The 20,365-nt window shown below is 52.4% G+C and carries 15 protein-coding genes; 11 read left to right on the forward strand and 4 right to left on the reverse strand.

The annotated features are described in order from the left end of the window. Positions 1 to 3 precede the first annotated feature (3 nt). From ACR0EV_RS11090 to ACR0EV_RS11105, 4 genes are all read left to right on the forward strand, one after another. Positions 4 to 3,132 (forward strand): efflux RND transporter permease subunit, encoded by a 3,129-nt coding sequence (locus ACR0EV_RS11090; protein ID WP_480800129.1) that lies wholly within the window; start codon positions 4 to 6, stop codon positions 3,130 to 3,132. Beyond that, the gene (locus ACR0EV_RS11095; protein ID WP_480800130.1) at positions 3,129 to 3,551 is read left to right on the forward strand and encodes a DUF2141 domain-containing protein; all 423 of its coding nucleotides are present in this window, start codon (positions 3,129 to 3,131) and stop codon (positions 3,549 to 3,551) included. Before ACR0EV_RS11090 ends, ACR0EV_RS11095 begins: the two co-directional genes overlap by 4 nt. Positions 3,552 to 3,557: 6 nt before the next feature. Next, the gene (locus tag ACR0EV_RS11100) at positions 3,558 to 4,406 is read left to right on the forward strand and encodes an ABC transporter six-transmembrane domain-containing protein (RefSeq protein ID WP_480800131.1); all 849 of its coding nucleotides are present in this window, start codon (positions 3,558 to 3,560) and stop codon (positions 4,404 to 4,406) included. 127 nt (positions 4,407 to 4,533) lie between these two features. Then, entirely contained in the window at positions 4,534 to 6,762 is a 2,229-nt protein-coding gene (locus ACR0EV_RS11105) for a HEAT repeat domain-containing protein (RefSeq protein ID WP_480800132.1), read from the forward strand. A 179-nt stretch (positions 6,763 to 6,941) separates the two neighbouring features. On the opposite strand, the gene ACR0EV_RS11110 is transcribed toward ACR0EV_RS11105, so the two are convergent. Both ACR0EV_RS11110 and ACR0EV_RS11115 read right to left on the reverse strand, forming a co-directional pair. After that, complete coding sequence (locus ACR0EV_RS11110; RefSeq protein ID WP_480800133.1) at positions 6,942 to 10,061, reverse strand: efflux RND transporter permease subunit; 3,120 nt, start codon at positions 10,059 to 10,061, stop codon at positions 6,942 to 6,944. 8 nt (positions 10,062 to 10,069) lie between these two features. Further along, on the reverse strand, positions 10,070 to 11,170 hold the full coding sequence (locus ACR0EV_RS11115) for an efflux RND transporter periplasmic adaptor subunit (RefSeq protein ID WP_480800134.1): 1,101 nt from the start codon (positions 11,168 to 11,170) through the stop codon (positions 10,070 to 10,072). Positions 11,171 to 11,492: 322 nt separating this feature from the next. Between ACR0EV_RS11115 and ACR0EV_RS11120 the strand changes: the two genes are divergently transcribed. The 6 genes from ACR0EV_RS11120 (at position 11,493) to ACR0EV_RS11145 (ending at position 17,732) form a co-directional block, all read left to right on the forward strand. Beyond that, positions 11,493 to 11,888 (forward strand): hypothetical protein, encoded by a 396-nt coding sequence (locus tag ACR0EV_RS11120; protein ID WP_480800135.1) that lies wholly within the window; start codon positions 11,493 to 11,495, stop codon positions 11,886 to 11,888. A gap of 118 nt (positions 11,889 to 12,006) precedes the next feature. Beyond that, positions 12,007 to 13,200: a YcaO-like family protein gene (locus ACR0EV_RS11125; protein WP_480800136.1), complete on the forward strand. Its 1,194-nt coding sequence runs from the start codon at positions 12,007 to 12,009 to the stop codon at positions 13,198 to 13,200. Next, positions 13,197 to 13,916: a TfuA-like protein gene (locus ACR0EV_RS11130; RefSeq protein ID WP_480800137.1), complete on the forward strand. Its 720-nt coding sequence runs from the start codon at positions 13,197 to 13,199 to the stop codon at positions 13,914 to 13,916. Before ACR0EV_RS11125 ends, ACR0EV_RS11130 begins: the two co-directional genes overlap by 4 nt. After that, positions 13,913 to 14,791: a DMT family transporter gene (locus ACR0EV_RS11135; RefSeq protein ID WP_480800138.1), complete on the forward strand. Its 879-nt coding sequence runs from the start codon at positions 13,913 to 13,915 to the stop codon at positions 14,789 to 14,791. Before ACR0EV_RS11130 ends, ACR0EV_RS11135 begins: the two co-directional genes overlap by 4 nt. A gap of 468 nt (positions 14,792 to 15,259) precedes the next feature. Beyond that, on the forward strand, positions 15,260 to 16,981 hold the full coding sequence (locus tag ACR0EV_RS11140; RefSeq protein ID WP_480800139.1) for a GMC family oxidoreductase: 1,722 nt from the start codon (positions 15,260 to 15,262) through the stop codon (positions 16,979 to 16,981). Positions 16,982 to 17,126: 145 nt separating this feature from the next. Further along, the gene (locus tag ACR0EV_RS11145) at positions 17,127 to 17,732 is read left to right on the forward strand and encodes a TetR/AcrR family transcriptional regulator (RefSeq protein ID WP_480800140.1); all 606 of its coding nucleotides are present in this window, start codon (positions 17,127 to 17,129) and stop codon (positions 17,730 to 17,732) included. A gap of 110 nt (positions 17,733 to 17,842) precedes the next feature. On the opposite strand, the gene ACR0EV_RS11150 is transcribed toward ACR0EV_RS11145, so the two are convergent. Both ACR0EV_RS11150 and ACR0EV_RS11155 read right to left on the reverse strand, forming a co-directional pair. Then, entirely contained in the window at positions 17,843 to 18,751 is a 909-nt protein-coding gene (locus ACR0EV_RS11150; RefSeq protein WP_480800141.1) for a c-type cytochrome, read from the reverse strand. Between the two features lie 13 nt (positions 18,752 to 18,764). Continuing rightward, positions 18,765 to 19,232: a c-type cytochrome gene (locus ACR0EV_RS11155; RefSeq protein ID WP_480800142.1), complete on the reverse strand. Its 468-nt coding sequence runs from the start codon at positions 19,230 to 19,232 to the stop codon at positions 18,765 to 18,767. Positions 19,233 to 19,318: 86 nt separating this feature from the next. Between ACR0EV_RS11155 and ACR0EV_RS11160 the strand changes: the two genes are divergently transcribed. Continuing rightward, the gene (locus tag ACR0EV_RS11160; protein ID WP_480800143.1) at positions 19,319 to 20,173 is read left to right on the forward strand and encodes a LysR family transcriptional regulator; all 855 of its coding nucleotides are present in this window, start codon (positions 19,319 to 19,321) and stop codon (positions 20,171 to 20,173) included. The last annotated feature ends 192 nt before the right edge of the window (positions 20,174 to 20,365 follow it).

Consider the following 20,365-nt stretch of genomic DNA (forward strand, 5'->3'; position numbering starts at 1 on the left):
ACCATGCACTCTCTGACCTCATGGTTCATCCGCAATCCAGTCGCTGCCAACCTGATGATGGCGCTGATCCTGTTTCTTGGCGTGCAGGCGCTGTTGAACATCAGGATTGAAGGTTTTCCGCGCATTCCACCAGAAAGCGTAACAATCGCAATCGAGTTCCCGGACGCGACGGCTGAACAAGTCGATGAACTGGTAACGCAGAAAGTTGAACAGGCTCTTGAAGGTCTCGAAGGTGTGCGTAGCGTGACCTCGCAATCCCAAAGTGATCTGAGCGTGGTTACCGTCCGACGTGCAGGAGGAGAAAAGCTTCAGGACGTTCTGGATCGGGTGCGCATCCGCGTCGATGGTCTAACCGATCTGCCTGACACTGCGCGCCGCCCCGTGATCGAAGCGTCGGGGTTTGATTTTCCGGCACTTTATCTGAACCTGTACGGCGAAACGGATCCCGCCACTCTCCAAAGCCTCGCCCAGCGCCTCAAGGAAGAGCTGTTGGCGCAACCGGAGTTGTCCCGTCTGCAAATCTGGGGGCTGATTCCGCGAGAGTTGCGTATCGAAATCGACCCGGCAGTGTTACGCCACTATAGCCTGACTGTCTCAGATGTGTCCCGCGCCATAGAAAGCAATTCGCTGGCGTTTCAGGCTGGCCGACTGCGGACCCAAGGCGGTACGATCTTCCTGCGAGCCGATGATCGGGCAAAGTACGCACCGGAATATGCCGCCCTGCCCGTGATTGAACGCGGTAATGGTTCCTTCGTAGCTTTGGGCGATATTGCTAAAATCGAGGATGGATTTCAGGACGGCGAGTACCTGTTTCGACTGAACGGAAAACCGACAGTAGGTATGGAGGTTCTGGTCGGGCAGAAAGAGAACCTGCTGAAAATTAGTGATGTCGTACGCAGCACGGTGGATGAATTCAAACGCCAACTGCCATCGAATGTTCACGTCGAAGTCTGGGGAGACAGCGCCGGATATATCTCGGATCGACTGGCACTGTTGCGTTCAAATGGGGTTCAAGGCTTACTCCTTGTGACCTTGATGCTGTCGGTCTTTCTAAACGTGCGGCTGGCCTTCTGGGTTGCGATGGGCATTCCAGTTTCCGTTATGGGCGCGCTTGCCGTCTCTGGTTCGAGGTGGATGGATTATTCACTAAACGACGTCACCACCTTTGGCCTGATCATTGCGTTGGGTATCCTGGTCGACGACGCCGTCGTGGTCGGTGAAAGCGTTTTTGAAGAACGGCGAAACGGCGAAGACCCGATCAAAGATACAGAACGCGGCGTACATCGGGTGGCCGTTGCAACCGTTTTTGGCGTGTTAACCACGATCGCGGCTTTCTTCCCGATGCTGCTGATCGACAATGCGCTGGGAAAGGTTTTAGCCGGGTTTTCGGGAATCGTGATCCTGACTCTGATCTTTTCGCTTATTGAAAGTAAGTTCATTCTGCCCGCTCATCTCGCCAACGTTCCAATGGGGCAAGAGCGCCGTTACCTGCTGACCCGTATTTGGGGCCGTGTGCAAGATGCCGCACAAGGCGGGCTGTATTGGGTTCGGGATCGCATTTACAAGCCCATGCTCATTGCTGCGATAGAACAGCGCTACGCGGTCATGATCCTCTTCATAGCCGCGGCAACACTGGGGCTTGGCCTAATGTACAAGGGCAAGGTTAGAACAGTGTTCTTCCCCGATGTGCCAGGACAGATCATTACAGTGAACCTTGAAATGGACGCCCGTGCGCCCTTTGCACTGACCCGTTCAAACGTGAACCGGATTGAAAATGTGTTGAACGACCTGAACGCCGAGCTTGCCAATGACACTGGCATGTCCGCACCACCTGTCCAAACGGTTTTCACAACCATCAACAGCGCCGGCAACGCTCAGATCTACGCCGAGATGGTCCCAGTTGCCGATCGTCCCGACGTTCCGATCCTCAGCGTTGTACGAAAGTGGCGTGACAGGGTGGGAGAAGTCGAAGGCGCAACCGAGTTGGAATTCACCGGATCGGAAACGCTCGCCGGAGGGTTCCGCATCCGACTGGCGTCCAAAGACGAAGATTTGCTGCGCGCGGCCAGCGCTGAAATGAAAGACTTTTTGTCAGACATCGAGGGCGTTTCAGGTGTGCGAGACGGACTGGCCGGAGGTCAACCTGAACTGAAACTCCGCTTGCATCCTGATGCGCGACACCTTGGCTTCAATGCCGAGACCCTGGCCCGCCAGATCGGCTATGGCTTTGGCGGCGCCGAAGTGACCAAGGTCAGGCGCGATGGGTCGGAAATCCGCGTTGTTGTGCAGAACGCGCAAGAAAACCGCGATACGCTCGCCGACTTGATGCAGACCCGATTGCGCAGCGCTTCCGGTGCCTGGGTGCCTCTGGAGACGGTGGCTGAAATTGAAGGCACCTACGCGTCCGGCATTGTGAATCGCCGTGACGGCAAACGCATGAACATTGTGGCAGCTTCAATAGACCGGGACCTTGTCGCGCCTGAGGAAGTTGGGCAGGCCATTTTTGAACAGCTGGTTCCCGACCTCCGCGCAAAATACCCAAGCGTGACCGTCCTGCCCGCCGGCGAACTGGAAGAGATGTCTGATATCAGTGACGGTCTGAAACGCGCGTTGGTGTTGGCCGCTGTCCTGATCTACGTACTTATGGCTGTTCCGTTGAAGAGCTATTGGCAACCTTTCGTCATTCTGGCCATCGTCCCCTTTGGTTTCATCGCCGCTGCCGTTGGCCACCTGATCATGGATGTCACTCTTTCGTTGTTTTCGTTTTTTGGCATGTTGGCTCTGACTGGAGTGATCGTAAATGACAGCTTGGTTATGATCACCCGCTACAATCAGGCGCGTGAAGAAGGTCAGCCTGTCAACCTCGCGCTGAAAAGTGCAGGCATCGGGCGCTTCAAAGCCATCTTCCTGACAACTGCTACAACGGTGATCGGCCTGCTGCCCTTGCTCACCGAGACCTCGGAACAGGCACAGTATCTGATACCTGCGGCAATCTCTTTAGCGTTCGGAGAACTGTTCGGCACCGCCCTGATGCTTCTGCTGGTACCGGTACTGATTGCTATCGCCGAAGATGCCATCGCCGCTTTTAAACAACCCATTTCTCAGCCTACCAAAGAAAGGACAAAGGCATGACACTAAACTTCCTTTTGGTCCCTTTCCTCGCCTTGTTGGCACTGGTGACACCTGCAAGCGCGGAAGGCTTGATGGTGACAATAGAGGGCATCCGCAATTCTAAGGGAAACATTGTGATCCTTGTGTTTGATAAAGCCCACGCATTTGACAGTTTGGATGTCTGGAGCGCCATTGATTATGCACAAGTCCCATCGCGCAAGGGCAGTGTCGCTTATGCATTCACCAATTTGCAGGCAGGTCCCTACGCGGTTCTGTCGTTTCATGACGAAAACAAAGACGAAGACCTGAATATGACTGCGACGCAGTTGTTGGAAGGCGTCGGGTCTACGGGCGCTCCGAACCCCCAAGACGAGCCTGATTTCCAAGCCGCTTCGGTCTGGCCCGGCGAAGTCAGAATTCGCATTCACTATGATCAATAAACCAAGATGTTAGCAGATCAAAAACTGACAATCGGCACACTTCTAAAAGTGTTTCGCTGGCGCGTGGGGCTCACCTGGTTTCTGATCCTTTCCGAAACTGCAATCACCGTTCTGATCCCATTGTTCCTCGGCTTTGCCATCGATGGCCTTCTGGACAGAGATTTTCAGCCATTTTGGCATTTGGGTACTCTACTGATCGTTCTTACGGTTGTTGGCGTAATCCGACGCATATACGACACACGTGCTTATGGATCGATCCGCGTCGAGTTGGGCGCGGCTTTGGCGGCGCGGTTTTCAAACCTGCCAGTTTCTTCATTGAACGCAAGGATCGGAATGGGCCGCGAACTGGCAGACTTTCTGGAGGAAGTTTTGCCCAACGCTATTGCCGGGGTCGTACAGTTTCTTGTGTCGGCGGCCTTGCTTTATTTCTTCTCGCCCGCCCTGGCCTTGTCTGCCTGTGGGGCTTTGATCGGAATGGTTTTGGTTTACGCACTGTTCCATTCGACCTTTTGGAACTGGAACAGTGCGCTCAATGAACAAATGGAGCAGCAGGTCAGTGTGCTCGAACAGCGCCGTCGTCGTCCCATGCTGGTGCACCTAAAAAGGCTTCGTAAATTCGAGGTAAAGCTGTCGGACACCGAAGCCATTCTCTATGGCGCAATTTTCATTATGCTGATTGGTCTGATTTTGTTTAACCTGTGGTTTGCGACACAGAACCTGGACGCGACGCCCGGTAAAATCTTTTCGATTGTCAGTTATTCGTGGGAGTTCGCGGAAGCGGCGCTTGCTTTACCGGTCGCGTTCCAATCCTGGTCACGGCTGTCTGAAATCACAACCCGGTTGCAAAGCGCTTGATCAGAACAAATGAGCATACGTCTCGATACTTCTGCCAAAGGCAATTCCACTGACGCGCAACGTCGGACGTCTTTCACCGAACAAATTCATTTCCCACGGAAATCTCCTGCTGATAGTCTAGGTCATCATGGAGAGCCGACCAAATCGTCGATTAGCCGCTATCCTAGCCGCCGATGTCGCTGGCTATTCGAAGTTAGTTGGCCTGGATGAAGAAGGTACAATCTCGGACTTTGGACGTCTCCGCGAAGAAGTAATTGAACCTGTAATATCAAGAACTTCCGGCCGCATCGCGAACACCGCTGGTGACAGCTTTCTTATCGAGTTCCGCAGTGCGGTGGATGCAGTTCGCGCTGCTGTTGAGATTCAATCTGAACTCACCAAGAGAAACTCCAAAATTGAGCCCGAACGTGCCATCTTGTTTCGGATTGGATTAAACGTCGGCGACGTAATTTCAAATGGTGAAGACATCCTTGGCGACGGCGTGAATGTGGCGGCTCGCCTCGAATCTCTAGCAGATCCAGGTGGCATTATCGCCTCGCAATCAATCGTTGGTTACGTCCAGAACAAAGTGCCCTTCACCTTCATTCCAATTGGTCCTCAGAAAGTCAAAAACATAGCTGAGCGTGTTGCGGCATACCGTGTCGAAACAGGTGCGTCACCTTCCTCAAAAAAGCCGAAGAAAAAATGGTTGGTAGGAACAGCGATACTGGCAGCAGCCGTTGCCTGCTTAGCGGCTATTGGACTAATCTGGGAAAAGAACAGTGCAGTTCGCCAATTTCGCGCTTCACAAGCTCAAATGGCCTTCCCGCTGCCTGATGAACCCTCGATCGCCGTGTTGCCCATAGCGAACTTAACCAATGATGCTTCAAACAAGTTGTTGATCGACGGGTTTTCCGAAGACTTGATCACCGATTTGTCGCGCATTTCCGGACTTTTCGTAATCTCTGGCAACACGTCTTTCACGTTTCAAGATAGCAAGATCGAAATCGCAAGTTTTGCCGAGAAATTGGGGGTAAGATACGTTGTCGACGGAAGCCTTAGAAGCAATGATGCAGGGTTTCGTGTCAACATTCGTCTGACAGACACTCTGACTGGAAGGCTAATCTGGGCGGAACGTTTCGACGGAGCGGCCAACGATATCTTTGGAGTTCAGAACACTATTGTCTTGGCAATAGCAAAGGAGTTGGATGTTCCGCTCGACACACAAAAAAGAAATGCGATTGAAAACGTTGAAACCGAGATTGTAGAAGCGCGTGAAGCCTTTCAACGCGGGTGGGAATTGTATTCCCGTTTCAATGAACAAGACAACCTCGCCGCAATCCCACACTTTGAAAACGCAGTAAATTTGGATCCCAATTACGGTCGCGCTTGGGCAACGCTGGCTTTGGCCCATTTACGACCCCACATTTTTCATCACTGGAAAGGGTTCACCAACTCCGGCGAACAAATGCATATCGGGTTGTTTTACAAATACTACCGTGAAGTCACCCAGCAGAACACCGCATTGATCCACGTCATTAGAGCAATTGTGAATCTTAACCTTCCTGATTGGGATAACGCCGAAGGAGCAAGCCGCGGTACGGGCGAAGCCCGACAGGAGGCCGCGAAGGCTATCGCGATACAACCCAGTGATCCAGAGGCACATTTAGCAATGGGATGGGCTTTGATTGCGAGTGGTGAACCAGAGGAAGGCCTTGCTTTTGTTCAAGCTGCGATGCGTCTGGACCCGGCATATCCCAGCCACTATGCCCTGTTTGCAGGTGCCGCATACTTTGCAATGAATGATCTTGCCAACGCAGAAACGACGATCATGCAGGAGCTGGATCGTAACCCACAAGCTGTTGAACTGATGCCCTTTGCGGCTTCAATACTGGCCTTAAACGGTGACCGTCGCGCGGCGAGGAATATGATTGACCAGTGGCAAAAGGGAGAGCACGCCGGGGCTCTTCAAGAAAACGTCCGGGAGTATTTTTTCATTGTTCGGTGGGTAGGAGAACATCGGTACTTAAACAATCGGTTTAACAAAGGCCTACAGTTGGCCGCGCTGCCCCCGGGAACTACGGTGGCTAGCCTCAAAGCCGACTTGTCGCGCGGAGATGCCAAAAAGCAGCGCGCCGCTGCGCAATCTTTGTCGTTGTTTGGAGCTGAAGCCGCTTCTGCGGTTCCCGAACTGATAGAACTATTAGACAGCCGCTCGGTCTTCGTACGGAAAGAAGCAGCTATAGCACTTGGTGAAATCGGTGGGGCAGCAACTCCGGCTCTTTCTGTTTTAGAGGCTATGGTAGATGACTCACTGTCAGGAAAATTTGCTGCACGATCGATTGAGCAAATTCGCGCTAGCTTAGAGGAACAGTGAAGCATGCTCCTGTTTTGGGCCTAAAACGCAGTTTTCATACCCATCCCGACACCTGAGTTATTTGGCAAACAGCCAGAAACACTGCTCCATCCAATGAAAATAAAGGAAGCGCTGCATTGTAAAAAACGCAGCAACACTGCCTTCCCTGAACTGAGGCTGCGAAACGAAAAACAAGCAAGCTATCGCAACAAATCGGACTGTACCAGCTTCTCCCTTAGCGTCTGAAACGCAGCATAGAGTACGGGGATCATCAGAAGACCCAATGTGCTATCCACCACCATGCCAAAAAGTACCGGGTAACCGATGGACACGCGCGCCTCTGCGCCGGCACCGCTGGACAATACCAACGGCAGAACTCCAACGATGAAACACAGGCCCGTCATCGTGACGGGGCGAAACCGAATCTCGGCAGCCTTAATCGCTGCCTCACGAATACTGGTGCCGGAACGCCTTTCCTGATTGGCGAACTCAACAACCATGATAGCCTTTTTGGCCGCCAGCCCAATGAGCAAAACCATACCAATCTGCGCGAATATGTTGCTTGTCAAAAACGGGAACAGCGCCAATGGAATAAGCGCGCCCAGCAATGCAAAGACGGCCGACGTGATGATCGATAAGGGCAATATCCAGCTTTCATACAGAACCACCAGAAACAAGTAGGCCAGTATCAAGGCAGACAGCATGATAAATGGCACCATGCCATGAGACTCTACTTCTTGCTGTGTCACACCGGACCACTCGATCCCAAAGCCGTCCGGCAGCGTTTTGTCTGCAATCTCCTGAATTGCTTTGATACCCGCACCTGAACTGACCCCTTCGGCCAATTGCGCGCTGACAGACGCTGCAGTGAACAGGTTGTACCGAGGGATCGTGTCTGGGGCGAGTACTGGCTCACTGCTCAGGAAACTTCGTAACGGCAGCGACTCGCCCGAACTGTTTTTGACGTAGATATTGTCCACATCCTCCAGTGTTTGACGGAATGGCGCATCAGCTGAAATGACGACCCAATAGACCCGATCGGACACGATAAAATTGTCCACAAAAAACGAGCTGAGATTGGCTTGCAGCGCCGTAAATATGTCAGAAACGCTTACGCCCAGTGTCTCGGCCCGGTCCCGATCCACGGATAGATGATACTGTGGTGTCTGACCCGAAAAACTACCATGTGCGCGGGTAAATTCGGGTGCGGCGTTCAACGCGGTGACGAATGCGTTCATCACCGCATCCAGTTGCACACCGTCCCCTTTTTCAAACTCCAAAAGCTCGACCGATATCCCGCCCGCCGATCCTAGGCCGTGGATGGTGGGAAACGGGAACACATAGCTTTCCGCCTCTGGTAATGTGGCCAGTTGTTGGTCCAAGTCCCGCATAATCGCATCCCAGTGCAGACCCGGGCTGGTGCGTTCGTCCCACGGCTTAAGAGTAACAATCGCCATACCGACATTCGACCGGCCACCTGCCAGCATGCTCGCCCCGGACACCGTAGTGACAGTGTCCACTCCGGGTGCATTTTCGATCACCTTTCCGGCTTTGGACATAAAGGCCTTTGTACGCTGCAGTGAAGCGCCATCCGGAAGCGTCATGGCCGAGAGCAGAACGCCGTTGTCCTCTTGCGGGATAAGGCCGGTTGGCACAGTTCTGAAAAGATAAATTGTCGTCCCGACACAGGCGGCGAAGAAAAGCAGTGAAACCGCAATGTATCTTAACATCCACGACACCAAACGCATGTACTGCCGCTTGGCCCATGAAACCGCCAACGGCACAAAACGCAATGGACCAATCGGTTGCATACCTGATTTCAGGACCATCGCGCACAGCACCGGGGCCAGGGTCAATGCGTTCACCGCTGAAAGTACAAAAGCGAAGATAATTGTCGCCGCGAACTGGTAATAGATCGTTCCAGTCAAGCCGGGGAAAAAACAAACCGGCGCAAAAACAGCCGCCAGCACAAAAGTGGTTGCAATGATCGGGCGATTGACTTGTGACATCGCTTTTAGCGTCGCCTCGCGCGGCTCAAGCCTTTCTTCGGTCATGATCCGCTCGGCGTTTTCGATGATGATTATCGCGTCATCGACCACAAGGGTGATGGCGAGGACCAATGCAAACAACGTGATCATGTTTGCACTGAATCCAATCGCATAAATCAGTGCGATTGCGCCCAGCAGAGAGACAGGAATTGCAATTGCCGGAACAATGGTCGCCCGGATGCTGGCCAAAAAGAGAAACGTGACCGCAATCACCAGTCCTGCGGTCAGCGCCAGAGTTTTAAGAATGTCTTCGATTGAAACTCGCACGGCGTCAGTGACGTCATACGTGATCTCATACGAGACTCCTTCGGGAAACTTTTTTGACAATTCACCCATCAGGTTGTGGACGCTGTCTGAAATCTCAAGCGCGTTGGCGGTGCTCTCCTGATGAACGGCGATGGCCGCTGTATCCTTGCCATTGAGTAGCGAAGAACCGCTATAGGTGGCCGAACCAAGCTCGATCCGCGCTATGTCCTCCAGCCGGGTTATCGACCCATCATCACCAGTGGAAACGATGATCCTGCCGAACTCTTCCGCGCTCCGCAACAGGCCCTCAGCTCGCAATTTAAACTGGAAATCCGTACGAGCATCGCCAAATGGCGGAGCGCCAACCTGACCAGCCGCTGCGACAACGTTTTGGTTTTTTATTGCATCGGCGATCTCTGACGCAGTCACGTTCAGCGCGGCCATACGAACTGGGTTGATCCAGATCCGCATACTGTATTCCAGTTGACCGAACTGCTTGACCCCACCCACACCTTTCAGGCGCTGCAAGGGATCATGCAGGAAATCGGCCGCGTAATTGCTCAGATACAGCTCATCACGTGAACCGTCCGGTGAAGTCAGGTTAATCACAAGGATCATGTTGCCGGATTGTTTGGTGACCTCGATCCCCTGTTGTTGAACAACGGAAGGCAGTTCTGCGCTTGCCAACGCGATGCGATTTTGTACCTCGACCGCTGCAACATTGGGATCTGTTCCCAACTCGAACGAAACACTCAGAACATAGCTGCCATCGTTCGAACTTTTGGACTTCATATACAACATGCCATCGATTCCGTTCACACGCTCCTCGATCGGCGTGGCCACCGATTCCTGTATCACCTGCGCATCTGCGCCGGGGTACTTTGCGGACACATAGATCTGCGGCGGCGTAATGTTCGGATATTCGGAAATAGGCAAAAGACGCACACAAACCGCGCCGAAGAGAACCATCAAAATCGCGATGACTGCAGCAAAATGCGGACGATTGATGAAGTAGTGAGAGACCAAGCCAAGCCCTAACTCTGACTATCGACCGGTTTCACGAGAAGGCCGTCATGAATTTTCTGCAACCCCTGCACGACCACGCGATCTCCGTCCTTCAAGCCGGATTTTACCTGGGTTCTGGTTGCTGTCTGAGTGCCAATTTCGATATCAATACGATGAGCGATGTCTTTGTTATCGACAGAGAACACGAAGTAACCTTGCTTATCGAACTGAACCGCATTGCGCGGCACGGTCAACACCTTGGTGTCTTCCGGACCGCTGAGCGTGACGTTGACAAACTGCCCAGGAATGAGAAGCCCATCGGCATTTGAGAATGTGGCCCTCAACTCAATAGTATCGGTGTCCTGACTAACACTGTCGCCCACATACGTCACCTTGCCTTCTGCCTCGTAGGCCTGACCGTCTGCCAAGGTGATCCGAGTCGCAAGCTTGATACCCTGGGGGGAAATCGATCCATTGCGGCGTTCGCGCAGCAATACAGGCTCACTGACAAAAAAGCTGACCAGAATAGGGTCAACACTTGTGACGGTCGCTAAAACGCCGCTGTCGGTATTGACGATATTCCCTGCATCAATCGCCGACAAACCGATCCGCCCGTCCAAAGGGCTGATGATGTCCGTAAGATCCAGCGCGATCTGTGCGATCTTCAAATTGGCCTGCGCCTCATCCACCGAAGCCTGACCTTCGTCAAAGGCCGCCTTGGCTGTGTCCAGAACGGACTGTGGAACATCGCCTTTCTCAAAAAGCTTCTGTTGCCGGTCGAGTTCCGTTTTGGCGCTGAGCGCAGAAGCCTGGGCACTTTTCAAAGCAGCCTGTGCGCCTTCAACACTGGCCGCATATTTCCGTTTCTCAATGCGAAACAAGACATCGCCCTTTGTAACGGCCCCCCCTTCGATAAAGTTGACCTCAAGCAGAACGCCTTCCACCCTGGCCTGAAGGTCGACACTTTGATCAGCAACCACACGGCCGACGAAGTTATCTTGCTTCTGCAGCTCTTCCAGTTTTGCAGGAGCTACCACCACGCTGGGCGCCGGTGGGTCAGATTGCGCATCTGCAGAACCCACCAATCCAAGGGCGATCAGAACACTAAGTAACTGGGCCGTTTTTTTCATCCGATGCTCGCTTATCCGCAAGTACATGGCTGCACGTATACTATTGATGGCTGAGGTCGGCACTGCAACGGAATTCTGGTTTCGCTGAATTGCAGAACCAGAAAGTATCGGGCGGTAAGTCTAGTAAGATTTTCCGAGCGGCGCGCTTGTCGCGTTCTGGAACAACATCGCTCCTTACAACGAAACCTTTTTCAAAAGGCCTCCGTGTAAAGCCCGATACGCGGCTTGGTGATTGGGGGCGGGATTTGTGGTAGAGGAAGGTGCCCCAGTGATTTGGGGTGAAAACCAACAGAGGTATCAAAACAATCAAGGGAGAAGTTAAATGTCTGTTATTCAAAGAATTGTTCGCGCACCAAACGGCAAATTGATCGCAATCAGTCAGGCAAGGATGCAAGCGAAGCCCGCTTTGAAGTCAACTTCCCTTAAAGAAAAAGAACCCACCAGCAAAATTCATTGCGATGATCCTTCGCAGGTGGGTGCAAAGATTGACCCATCCCAACGTGGCGCAAAGATCGACCCTGCTCCGCACGGGGCGAGAATTGACCCAACACAGTTTGGGGCCAAAATTGATCCTTCTCAGGTTGGCGCAAAGATTGACCCATCCCAATGTGGCGCAAAGATCGACCCTGCCCAATATGGGGCTAAAATTGATCCAACACAGCTTGGAGCAAGAATTGATCCGGCCCAATGTGGTGCGAAAATCCAGCCGACCAGTTAAAGTAAGGAACTGAACACGGTTGAGTGTTGGCTCAGGACGATTGAGCCAACACTAATTGCAGGTGCGAACAGCTGTTGTGCCCTGTTGCGTGTCCCTGGAAGAGGGGTGGAGTCTAACCTTGAAACAGTATTTTGAAGGTACACATCGCATCCGTCCGCCTGCGCTGACCGTCGAACTCATGCGAGATTTTTTTCCTGTTTTCGGAATAACTCGAATTGCTGACGTAACCGGTCTGGATCGCGTAGGACTTCCAACAACGGTCGTCTGCAGACCAAATTCACGATCGATGGCTGTATCGCAGGGAAAAGGCGTTACCCAAGAGGCTGCGATGGCATCGGCAGTAATGGAATCCATCGAGGTTTTTCACGCCGAACGTATCGTGTCGCCCGTGATTCATGCTTGTTTTGAAGACATCAGATACACACACAACGTCGCACAGATAGACCAATTGCCGTTAAGCAACAGAATGAGCTTTGATTCTTTTGCACCAAATCTCTGGATAGAGATGCATTTATTTGCAGATGGGGGAAGTGCATGGGTTCCTTACGAACTGGTCCACACAAATTATACGCGGCCTCTGCCACCAGGAAGTGGGTTTTTCCTTTCAACCTCAAATGGTCTTGCCTCGGGAAATTCGCAAGCCGAAGCAAAAATTCACGGGCTGTGCGAGGTTATTGAGCGAGACGCAGTTGCGCTTTGGTCGCATTTGCCCTGGGAGTTGCGTGATGCACGGCGCATCGATCAACAGACCATAGACGATGTGGGATTGTGTCGGACAATTCGTAAATTTGAAAACGCGGACATAGATCTGGCCATTTGGGATGTGACTTCTGAGATCGGCGTACCTGTCTATTTGGTCTGGGCATGCGAAAAAGGAAATGTTCCTGTTTTGCTTTCACGCCCTACCGTGGGCGCAGGATGCCACGTCTGTCGGGAAATAGCATTGTCCCGCGCTCTGACAGAAGCTGCCCAAGAACGGCTAACGTTAATCACAGGCGCTCGAGATGACTTGCTTCAGGATTACTACTCGGAAATGCAGTTTCGAGAAACCATTGCTCGGCCCGGAAACCAGAGTTTCGCATCAAGGCAGTCACTAGATACAACCACGCCCGAAAACGATTTAGACCAGATTCAATCGCGCCTGATTGGTTCCGGATTCAAAGAAGCGTGCTTCATCGACATAACGGCCGACTATGTTTCGGATCACATCGCTGTGGTTCGGGTCCTCGTACCGGGGTTGGAAGGGCCGCATGACGACCCACGCTATCAACCGGGTTTACGAGCCCAAAATGCGCCTGAGTTGATACAATGACCGTTTTTGTTTTCTGTGGCCCCACCATTCAGAAAAGCGAAGCTGAACAGGTTCTCGATGCGACCTATCTACCGCCGGCCGCTCAGGGTGACGTAATGAACGTGGTCGCCCTCCAACCGCTGGCAATTGGAATAATTGACGGGTACTTCCAGTTCACTCCTTCCGTCCTGCACAAGGAAATTCTATTAGCTCTTGATCAGGGAATTCACGTGTTCGGCAGTTCCAGCATGGGTGCTTTGCGGGCCGCTGAGCTGCATAGTTTTGGCATGAAGGGTGTTGGGCGCATTTTTGAAAGCTACCGGGATGGTCGACTGATGCGCGACGATGAAGTGGCTTTGAACCATGGCCCCGCAGAACTGAACTACCCTGCGTTATCCGAGCCACTTGTAAATATCAGAGCAACACTTGATGCCGCTTCTGAAAACGCGATCATTCCCAGACAAACGGCGGATAAGCTCTTGGAGATTATGAAACAAGAGTATTTCTCCAGTCGCTCTTACAAAACTATGATCCAACTCGGCGCACTGCACGAACTTCAACCCGATGAGCTGTCAAAGCTTGAGCGATGGATCGAGCACAATGCGGTCGATCAAAAGAAAAGCGACGCTATCGATATGCTGAAGGAGATGGACGTATTTTTACAAGCAAAACCTGATCGGTTCACGGCACAGTTTTACCTCGAGCGTACGTCAATTTTTGATCAGCTCGATCCATGAGCAAAGAACAAAAACCGACGCGATTTTACACCAATGGGCCCACTTATTTCGCGCTTGGCGTGTTCTTTATGTCGGCGATGGATGCCGTTGCAAAGGTATTGGCTCAGTCGTATTCCGAGCTTCAAATCATTCTGTTTGAAAGCACCTTTGGGCTTTTATTCTTCTGCGCTTTCGTTGCGCCCCGGAATTGGCGTTCATTAGCTTCGCCAAGATGGCCGCTTTTGCTTGCGAGGGGATTGCTGACACTAGGAACAATGTACTTTTTCATTTCTGGCCTAAAAACGCTTCCGCTGGCCGAGGTTACAATGATATTCATGGTCGCCCCAATTTTTTCGATGTGCTTGTCCTCTCTAGCATTCCGTGAACACCCAGGGTTTACGCAATTCGTTGCACTTGTCTTGGGTGTAGTGGGTGCTTCACTTTTGATACGCCCGCCTGACTTGGGCTTCAACGCCGCTGCTTTGTTCCCAATGGCAGCGGCGCTTTGCAGTGCTTTAGGCTTGATTACAGCACGTGCCTTTTCACGCCGAGATAGTCCAGAAGCAATCACAGGATATGAGTATCTCATGGTTTTTGCCGCGGCCTTTCTGTTGGTTCCAAGTGAAAACCATCTTCCTGGTTTGTCCGACGTATGGCTTGTCGGTATGCTGGGTTTCTTTGGAGCCTTGTGTGTGTTTTTTCGCACCTCGGCGTGCTCAAAGTCACCAGTCAGTGTACTGGCGCCGATTGAGTATACCGGAATGCTGTGGGCGATCCTTTTCGGTTTTTTGATCTGGGATAGCTTGCCCGATCTCTGGGGGTGGGTGGGTGCTGGCTTGATCGCCGCCGGCGGTTTGTTAGCGGAAAAATCCTCTGATAAAGCTTTGAATGGCTAGCGCTTTATTCAGTCTTTTCTCGCGTTTTGCACTAGACTTTGAACAGCTGGATTTGACCGCTTAGGCCACGATTGAATACCCGTCTAAAGGGAAGCACGACCTTTGATAACACTGCCGGTCCGACAGATTAGGTGTGCGTGATCCTAAGGTCCAGCGTTTGGAAGGTAACGCATTTAAAAGGAAGTTCACAGTGCTGTTTTGACTCCAAGAACACTTCTTTCAGACAGGTAAGACTCAGAAAAGCAATTCGCTATCTTTTGCTCAAATAGCACGGCCACATGGCGTGTAGTTTTCCGACTACTTGCGGATGCGATCTCTCGTACCACCAGACAAGAGAAACTGCTTCGCTAGCAGGAGGTACCATACATACTTTGAACTAAAAACCTGTACAGGCGTCCAAAAAATTGTTTCAATTTTTGTGCGCCACACGGATTCGACGCCTTGGCGCTGAGATTTTGGGAGGAAATCGTGAAGCAAGAAAAGCTTGAAAAACTGCAAAAGTCCTTCAGTGCGGGAAAACTTTCGCGCCGCGCGTTTATGCGTCAGAGCGCAGCATTGGGTGTGGTGGTCACTGCGCCATTGGCTTTGGGTGCGCGTCATGCCGCAGCACAATCCGCAGAAAGCTACGATTACATTGTCATCGGAGCCGGGGCAGCTGGATGTGCATTGGCAGCGCGACTTTCCGAAGACGCGGACAAATCTGTGTTGGTGTTAGAGGCTGGACCTGCAGATGAAAACCAGTTCATTCATATTCCGGCAGCCTTCCCAAATCTGTTCCTGAGCGATCTTGATTGGGGCTACACCACCGTGCCGCAAGAGCATTCGGATGGGAAGGTTTTTTATAGCCCACGCGGCAAGGTTTTTGGCGGGTCTACTTCTATCAATGCAATGATCTACAAGCGTGGCAACCCTGCCTGTTTTGATGATTGGGGCAAGGACAACCCAGGTTGGAGTTACGCAGATTTGCTTCCGATCTTCAAAAGGTCAGAAAACAATGAACGCGGCGCGGACGAAAACCACGGCGTTGGCGGGCCTTGGAATGTAGCGGACCAGCGCGATCCGAATGTGCTGAGCCAGGCAATGGTAAAAGCGGCGCTAGAGGCGGGTTACGCCGAACGAACCGATTTCAATGATGGTGGAGAACAGGAAGGTTTTGGCCTGTATCAGGTCACACAGCAGGGTGGTTTCCGTAAATCGACCGCAGGCGCGTTTCTGCATCCTGCGCTGGAACGCGACAACATCGTGATTCAGGCCGAAGCGCATGTTCAGAACCTGATCATCGAGGATGGTCGCTGTACTGGGGTACGTTTCAAGGCCGGTGATGAAATACTTGAAGTGAAGGCTGATGCAGAAGTGATCTTGTCCGCAGGAGCCTATGGGTCACCGCAAATCTTGCTTCTGTCTGGTATTGGCCCTAAGGCCGAGTTGGAGGCGATTGGCATTAACGTTGTGCACGACCTGCCTGGTGTCGGAAAGAACTTGCAGGATCATTACATGGCACCAGTGGCTTATGAGTGTACTCAGCCGGTGACACTGGCCCATGCGACCGACGAAGCTCAAGGCGCTTTGCTGATGGAGAAGGGGATGGGTCTTTTGACCTCAAACATCGGCGAAGCCGGCGGCTACTTGACGGTTATGGATGATGCACCTGCACCGGATCTTCAATTTCACTTCGCGCCCACTTGGTTCATTTCAGACGGTGCCGGAAACCCCAGCGATGGGTCAGAAGGTTTCACATTGCTACCGGGGGTTGTGGGAACTCGCTCTGTTGGCGATCTAACGTTGGCTTCCAGTGACCCGGCGGACAAACCCAACATCAATCCAAACGCCTTTGCAGACGAGAAAGACCTCGATGTGATGGTCGAAGGTGTGAAGATCGCTCGTAAGATCTTGATGTCACCTGCCATGGATGAATTCCGCGGCGCAGAGCGCTTTCCTGGGGCCGCTGTGCAATCGGATGACGACATACGCGCCTGGATCCGAGGTAATGCACAGACAATCTATCATCCGGTAGGTACCTGCAAGATGGGCTCGGATGAAATGGCGGTCGTTGATGCCGAACTGAACGTGCACGGTATTGCTGGCCTGCGCGTGGCCGATGCCTCGATCATGCCGAAAATCACCAACGGTAACACCCAAGCGCCCTGCGTGATGATCGGCGAAAAAGCTTCGGATCTGATCCGCGCGTAAGCGTATTGGTCCACCCTGCCAAAGGGTGGGCCCGTGTTTTCGGGAAAGTCAGAAATGCGTAAAATACTGATGGATCAGCCTTTTTTGATTGCCAACTTGAATGATTTTGCTGGCTCGGGCCACGGGACGACCAAGGTAGTTTTGGATGAATAAAGTAGCACCCATAAACAAGCTTGCGGACCGCAAGTCTCATAAGGCCCGCAAGCGCGATGCGAAAAAACGCGAGATCGCCGAAAGCGCGATTAACGCGCTGAAAGTCTATGGCTACGCGCGCACCACATTGCGCGACATCGCCGCGCATTCAGAAATGTCGCTCGGCAGTCTGCACTACTATTTCGAAGATAAGGACGAGCTACTTGTTTTTTGTGTCCGTCAATACAAACTCAAGTTCGTGGAGTTGATGACCTCAGCCGTCGAAGGGATCGACGCGCCGGACAAGGCGATGAAAGCGTTTTGCAACGCACTGGCTGAAACAATCCAGCAAGAGGCGGAACTTCACAGGCTTTGGTACGACATTCGCAATCAAGCCATGTTTGACGAAACCTTTGAGCCGGTTGTTTCAGAAATCGAAGAGCTTTTGATCGGGATGATGGCTCCTTTGGCGGTGGATCGTGCGGCACAAGAGCTACTTTACATGCGTCTTGATGGAGCCTTTCGGTTCCTGTTGCAGGGATACCTGAAGGGATCTCGGCCATCTGTCCAAGACATGCGATCCATATTCGTTTCTGCCGCCACCGTCTCAGCCCATTGAATCCTTAGCTTGGGTGATAGACGTGAACGTCACATCACGGGTGTTCAAGCCATATGCTCCGCCGTAACGCGCGGCGGTAAAACAAGGTAACTGGCACCGGTGTACCGCCACTAGCTAGGGTTATGACCAGCCGGAGGGACAGGAACAACCTTGAGATAGGCAGCTATCGCCAGACGATCCTCATCAGACAGACGAGAGGTGTTTTCGATAACTTCGACCATCTCACCACCAGCGCTGTCATAATCTGGCGTGAAACCGGACTTGAGGTATTCGGCTATATCCGCTTCGGACCAATCAAGCTGGTCAGCGGTTAGGCTTGGGATACGGCCTTTCCCATTTGGGTTTGGCGCACCTGTCAGCCAGAGATCACGTTTCAAACCACCTAAACCATTCCGCGGCGTATGACATTCAGCACAGTGGCCCAGCGCCTCCACCAGATACCGGCCATGTCTTTGTTGGTCGGTCAGTTCCTCGGTAACTACCCAACCTGGCGCCATGTTCAAAAGCTTCCATACCCCCAATCCTTGCCTAATACTGAAGGGAAAGCCAATCTCATGCGGGTCGCTTTCGGCAGAGACCGCTGGCAGAGTGGCAAGGAACGCGTGAAGCGAAGTGACATCTTCCACTTTCATGTTGGCATAAGACGTATATGGAAAGGCGGGATAATAGTGCTGCCCTTCGGGTCCGGTTCCGTGAAGTAGGGCATTGGCCAGATCCACCGCGGACCAGGACCCAATACCCGTTTCAGGATCGCTGGAAATGTTAGGGGCAACAAAAGTGCCAAACTCTGTCTCAAACCGCCGACCACCAGAAAGTACAAGCTTTTCCTCTCCTTTAGCGTCTGGGGCTGAGTGGCAAGAAGCACATCCGGCTGCGTAAAAGACGATCTCTCCCCTTGCGAGATCAGGGGTGACATCTGCCAGCTTTGCCTGTTCTACTTTTTGCGGTCGGGTCAGCACCAAACCGGCCAGCCCGACCAAAACCACAGTACAAGCGGCAATGAGAAGATAACGCCGCACGGTCAATGCCTAATCAGTTCTTTGGTGCTCTGTATGTTTTGTGACATGCTGAACAGCTACCACCCAGATCGCCCATTGCCGCTTTTAGCGCTTCGACATCCTGCCCTGCGGCAGCCTGCATCGCAACTGCGGCGTCTGCCATAGCTTGCCCTTTTGCACCAACGTCGGGAAAGTTCTCCCAAATCGCGGGCAGAGCACGGCTGGATGGATCGGATACATTGTCAGATCCAGCCGGCCACATTGCAGACTGATCGATCTGTGTAAGCACAACCAGATTGTTGGCAGCTCGCGTGGCTGCCTCTGCGTCATACTCCGTTTCTCCTTTTGCCATGCCGCCAAGAGTACCGAGGTTGAATGCATAAAGCTGCATGATCGAGGTCCGGGCCTTCACAGCCGGGTTTTCACTTTCATGGGCTACGGCAACGCCAATTGCGGCAACTGACAACAGACCTGCCGCGAAGACTGTGAACTTCTGCTTCATGATGTGTCTCCCTGTTCAACACGGGGAATATTAGCTTGAACAAAATTTCTTGTAATTGTTTGTTATTCGTCATCTGTTGTTAAATTATGAACAAGAGCAATTGGGACAACATTCGATACGCGCTTGCCGTCAGTAAACACGGGTCATTGAATGCAGCTGCGGCGGCGCTGGGGGTCACGCATGCTACAGTCCTTCGTCGAGTTGCAGCATTCGAAGAGCAATACGGTTGTTTGGTTTTTCAGAAGGGCCCGTCCGGTTACTCCGTTCTGCCGGAAGCCAATGCAATCCTCTCGGCCATAGAAAGCGTTGAAGATGCGGTATTGTCGGTTGAGCGGGCAATTGTGGGTGCAAATCGTTCTCCTGTTGGGCACGTACGTATCACTTCCACAGTTAGTCTTTGTCAGATTGTTCTGCCTCAGATCTTGCACGAAATCTCGCAGCTTTACCCTGGCTTGAAACTGACTTTACTGAGTGGAAACAGTCACCATGATCTGTCCCGGCTGACTGCAGACATTGCTGTGCGCCCGTCGATAAAGCTCGGAGAAGGACTCATTGGGCAGCGCGCAGGGGTGCTGACCTTCGGCATCTTTGACGACGGGTTCCCCGATCGTAAATGGATGAGACTTGATGGGGCGTTAAGCCGTTCGCTCCCTGCTAAATGGCTTGCAGAACATGTGAGCGTTGATCAAATGACCAACGGATCAGACAGTTTTCTAGTACTTCAGCAGATGGCAGCTTCGGGAGTTGGTAAAACGTTTTTGCCCACGTTTATTGGCGGCACGGACCCCAGACTTCGACGATCACACGACGAGGATCCGGAAATCGAGGTTCCGCTCTGGGTCGCGACGCTAGACGAAATTGCAAACACTCCAAGGTTTGCAGTTGTACAAAAAGCGTTGGTGGAACGCTTAGCTAGCACCCTGACGGGGTATTACTCTTGAGGACCAGCGGTACGCCCTTGGTTTGGACAATCAGCGGCTAGATCATCTAGAACCCTCAAGCCTGAAACAGAACTGACGTACCGCCTGCACAAAGACCGTTTTCCGCTGCTGGTGTTCAAGAATTGTTCGAATTTCTTGGCGTTTTCCACGTGCTTCTCAGTCACAAAAACCGAGACGTAAATATTTCCGCAA

Source organism: Ruegeria sp. CF8 (assembly GCF_056537285.1).

Excerpts from the sequence above, each read along its gene's own strand:
- ACR0EV_RS11160 (WP_480800143.1), top strand. The coding sequence starts at position 19,319 with ATGAACAAGAGCAATTGGGACAACATTCGATACGCGCTTGCCGTCAGT.
- ACR0EV_RS11090 (WP_480800129.1), top strand. The coding sequence starts at position 4 with ATGCACTCTCTGACCTCATGGTTCATCCGCAATCCAGTCGCTGCCAAC.
- ACR0EV_RS11095 (WP_480800130.1), top strand. The coding sequence starts at position 3,129 with ATGACACTAAACTTCCTTTTGGTCCCTTTCCTCGCCTTGTTGGCACTG.
- ACR0EV_RS11120 (WP_480800135.1), top strand. The coding sequence starts at position 11,493 with ATGTCTGTTATTCAAAGAATTGTTCGCGCACCAAACGGCAAATTGATC.
- ACR0EV_RS11130 (WP_480800137.1), top strand. The coding sequence starts at position 13,197 with ATGACCGTTTTTGTTTTCTGTGGCCCCACCATTCAGAAAAGCGAAGCT.
- ACR0EV_RS11135 (WP_480800138.1), top strand. The coding sequence starts at position 13,913 with ATGAGCAAAGAACAAAAACCGACGCGATTTTACACCAATGGGCCCACT.
- ACR0EV_RS11145 (WP_480800140.1), top strand. The coding sequence starts at position 17,127 with ATGAATAAAGTAGCACCCATAAACAAGCTTGCGGACCGCAAGTCTCAT.
- ACR0EV_RS11100 (WP_480800131.1), top strand. The coding sequence starts at position 3,558 with ATGTTAGCAGATCAAAAACTGACAATCGGCACACTTCTAAAAGTGTTT.
- ACR0EV_RS11105 (WP_480800132.1), top strand. The coding sequence starts at position 4,534 with ATGGAGAGCCGACCAAATCGTCGATTAGCCGCTATCCTAGCCGCCGAT.
- ACR0EV_RS11115 (WP_480800134.1), bottom strand. The coding sequence starts at position 11,170 with ATGAAAAAAACGGCCCAGTTACTTAGTGTTCTGATCGCCCTTGGATTG.
- ACR0EV_RS11155 (WP_480800142.1), bottom strand. The coding sequence starts at position 19,232 with ATGAAGCAGAAGTTCACAGTCTTCGCGGCAGGTCTGTTGTCAGTTGCC.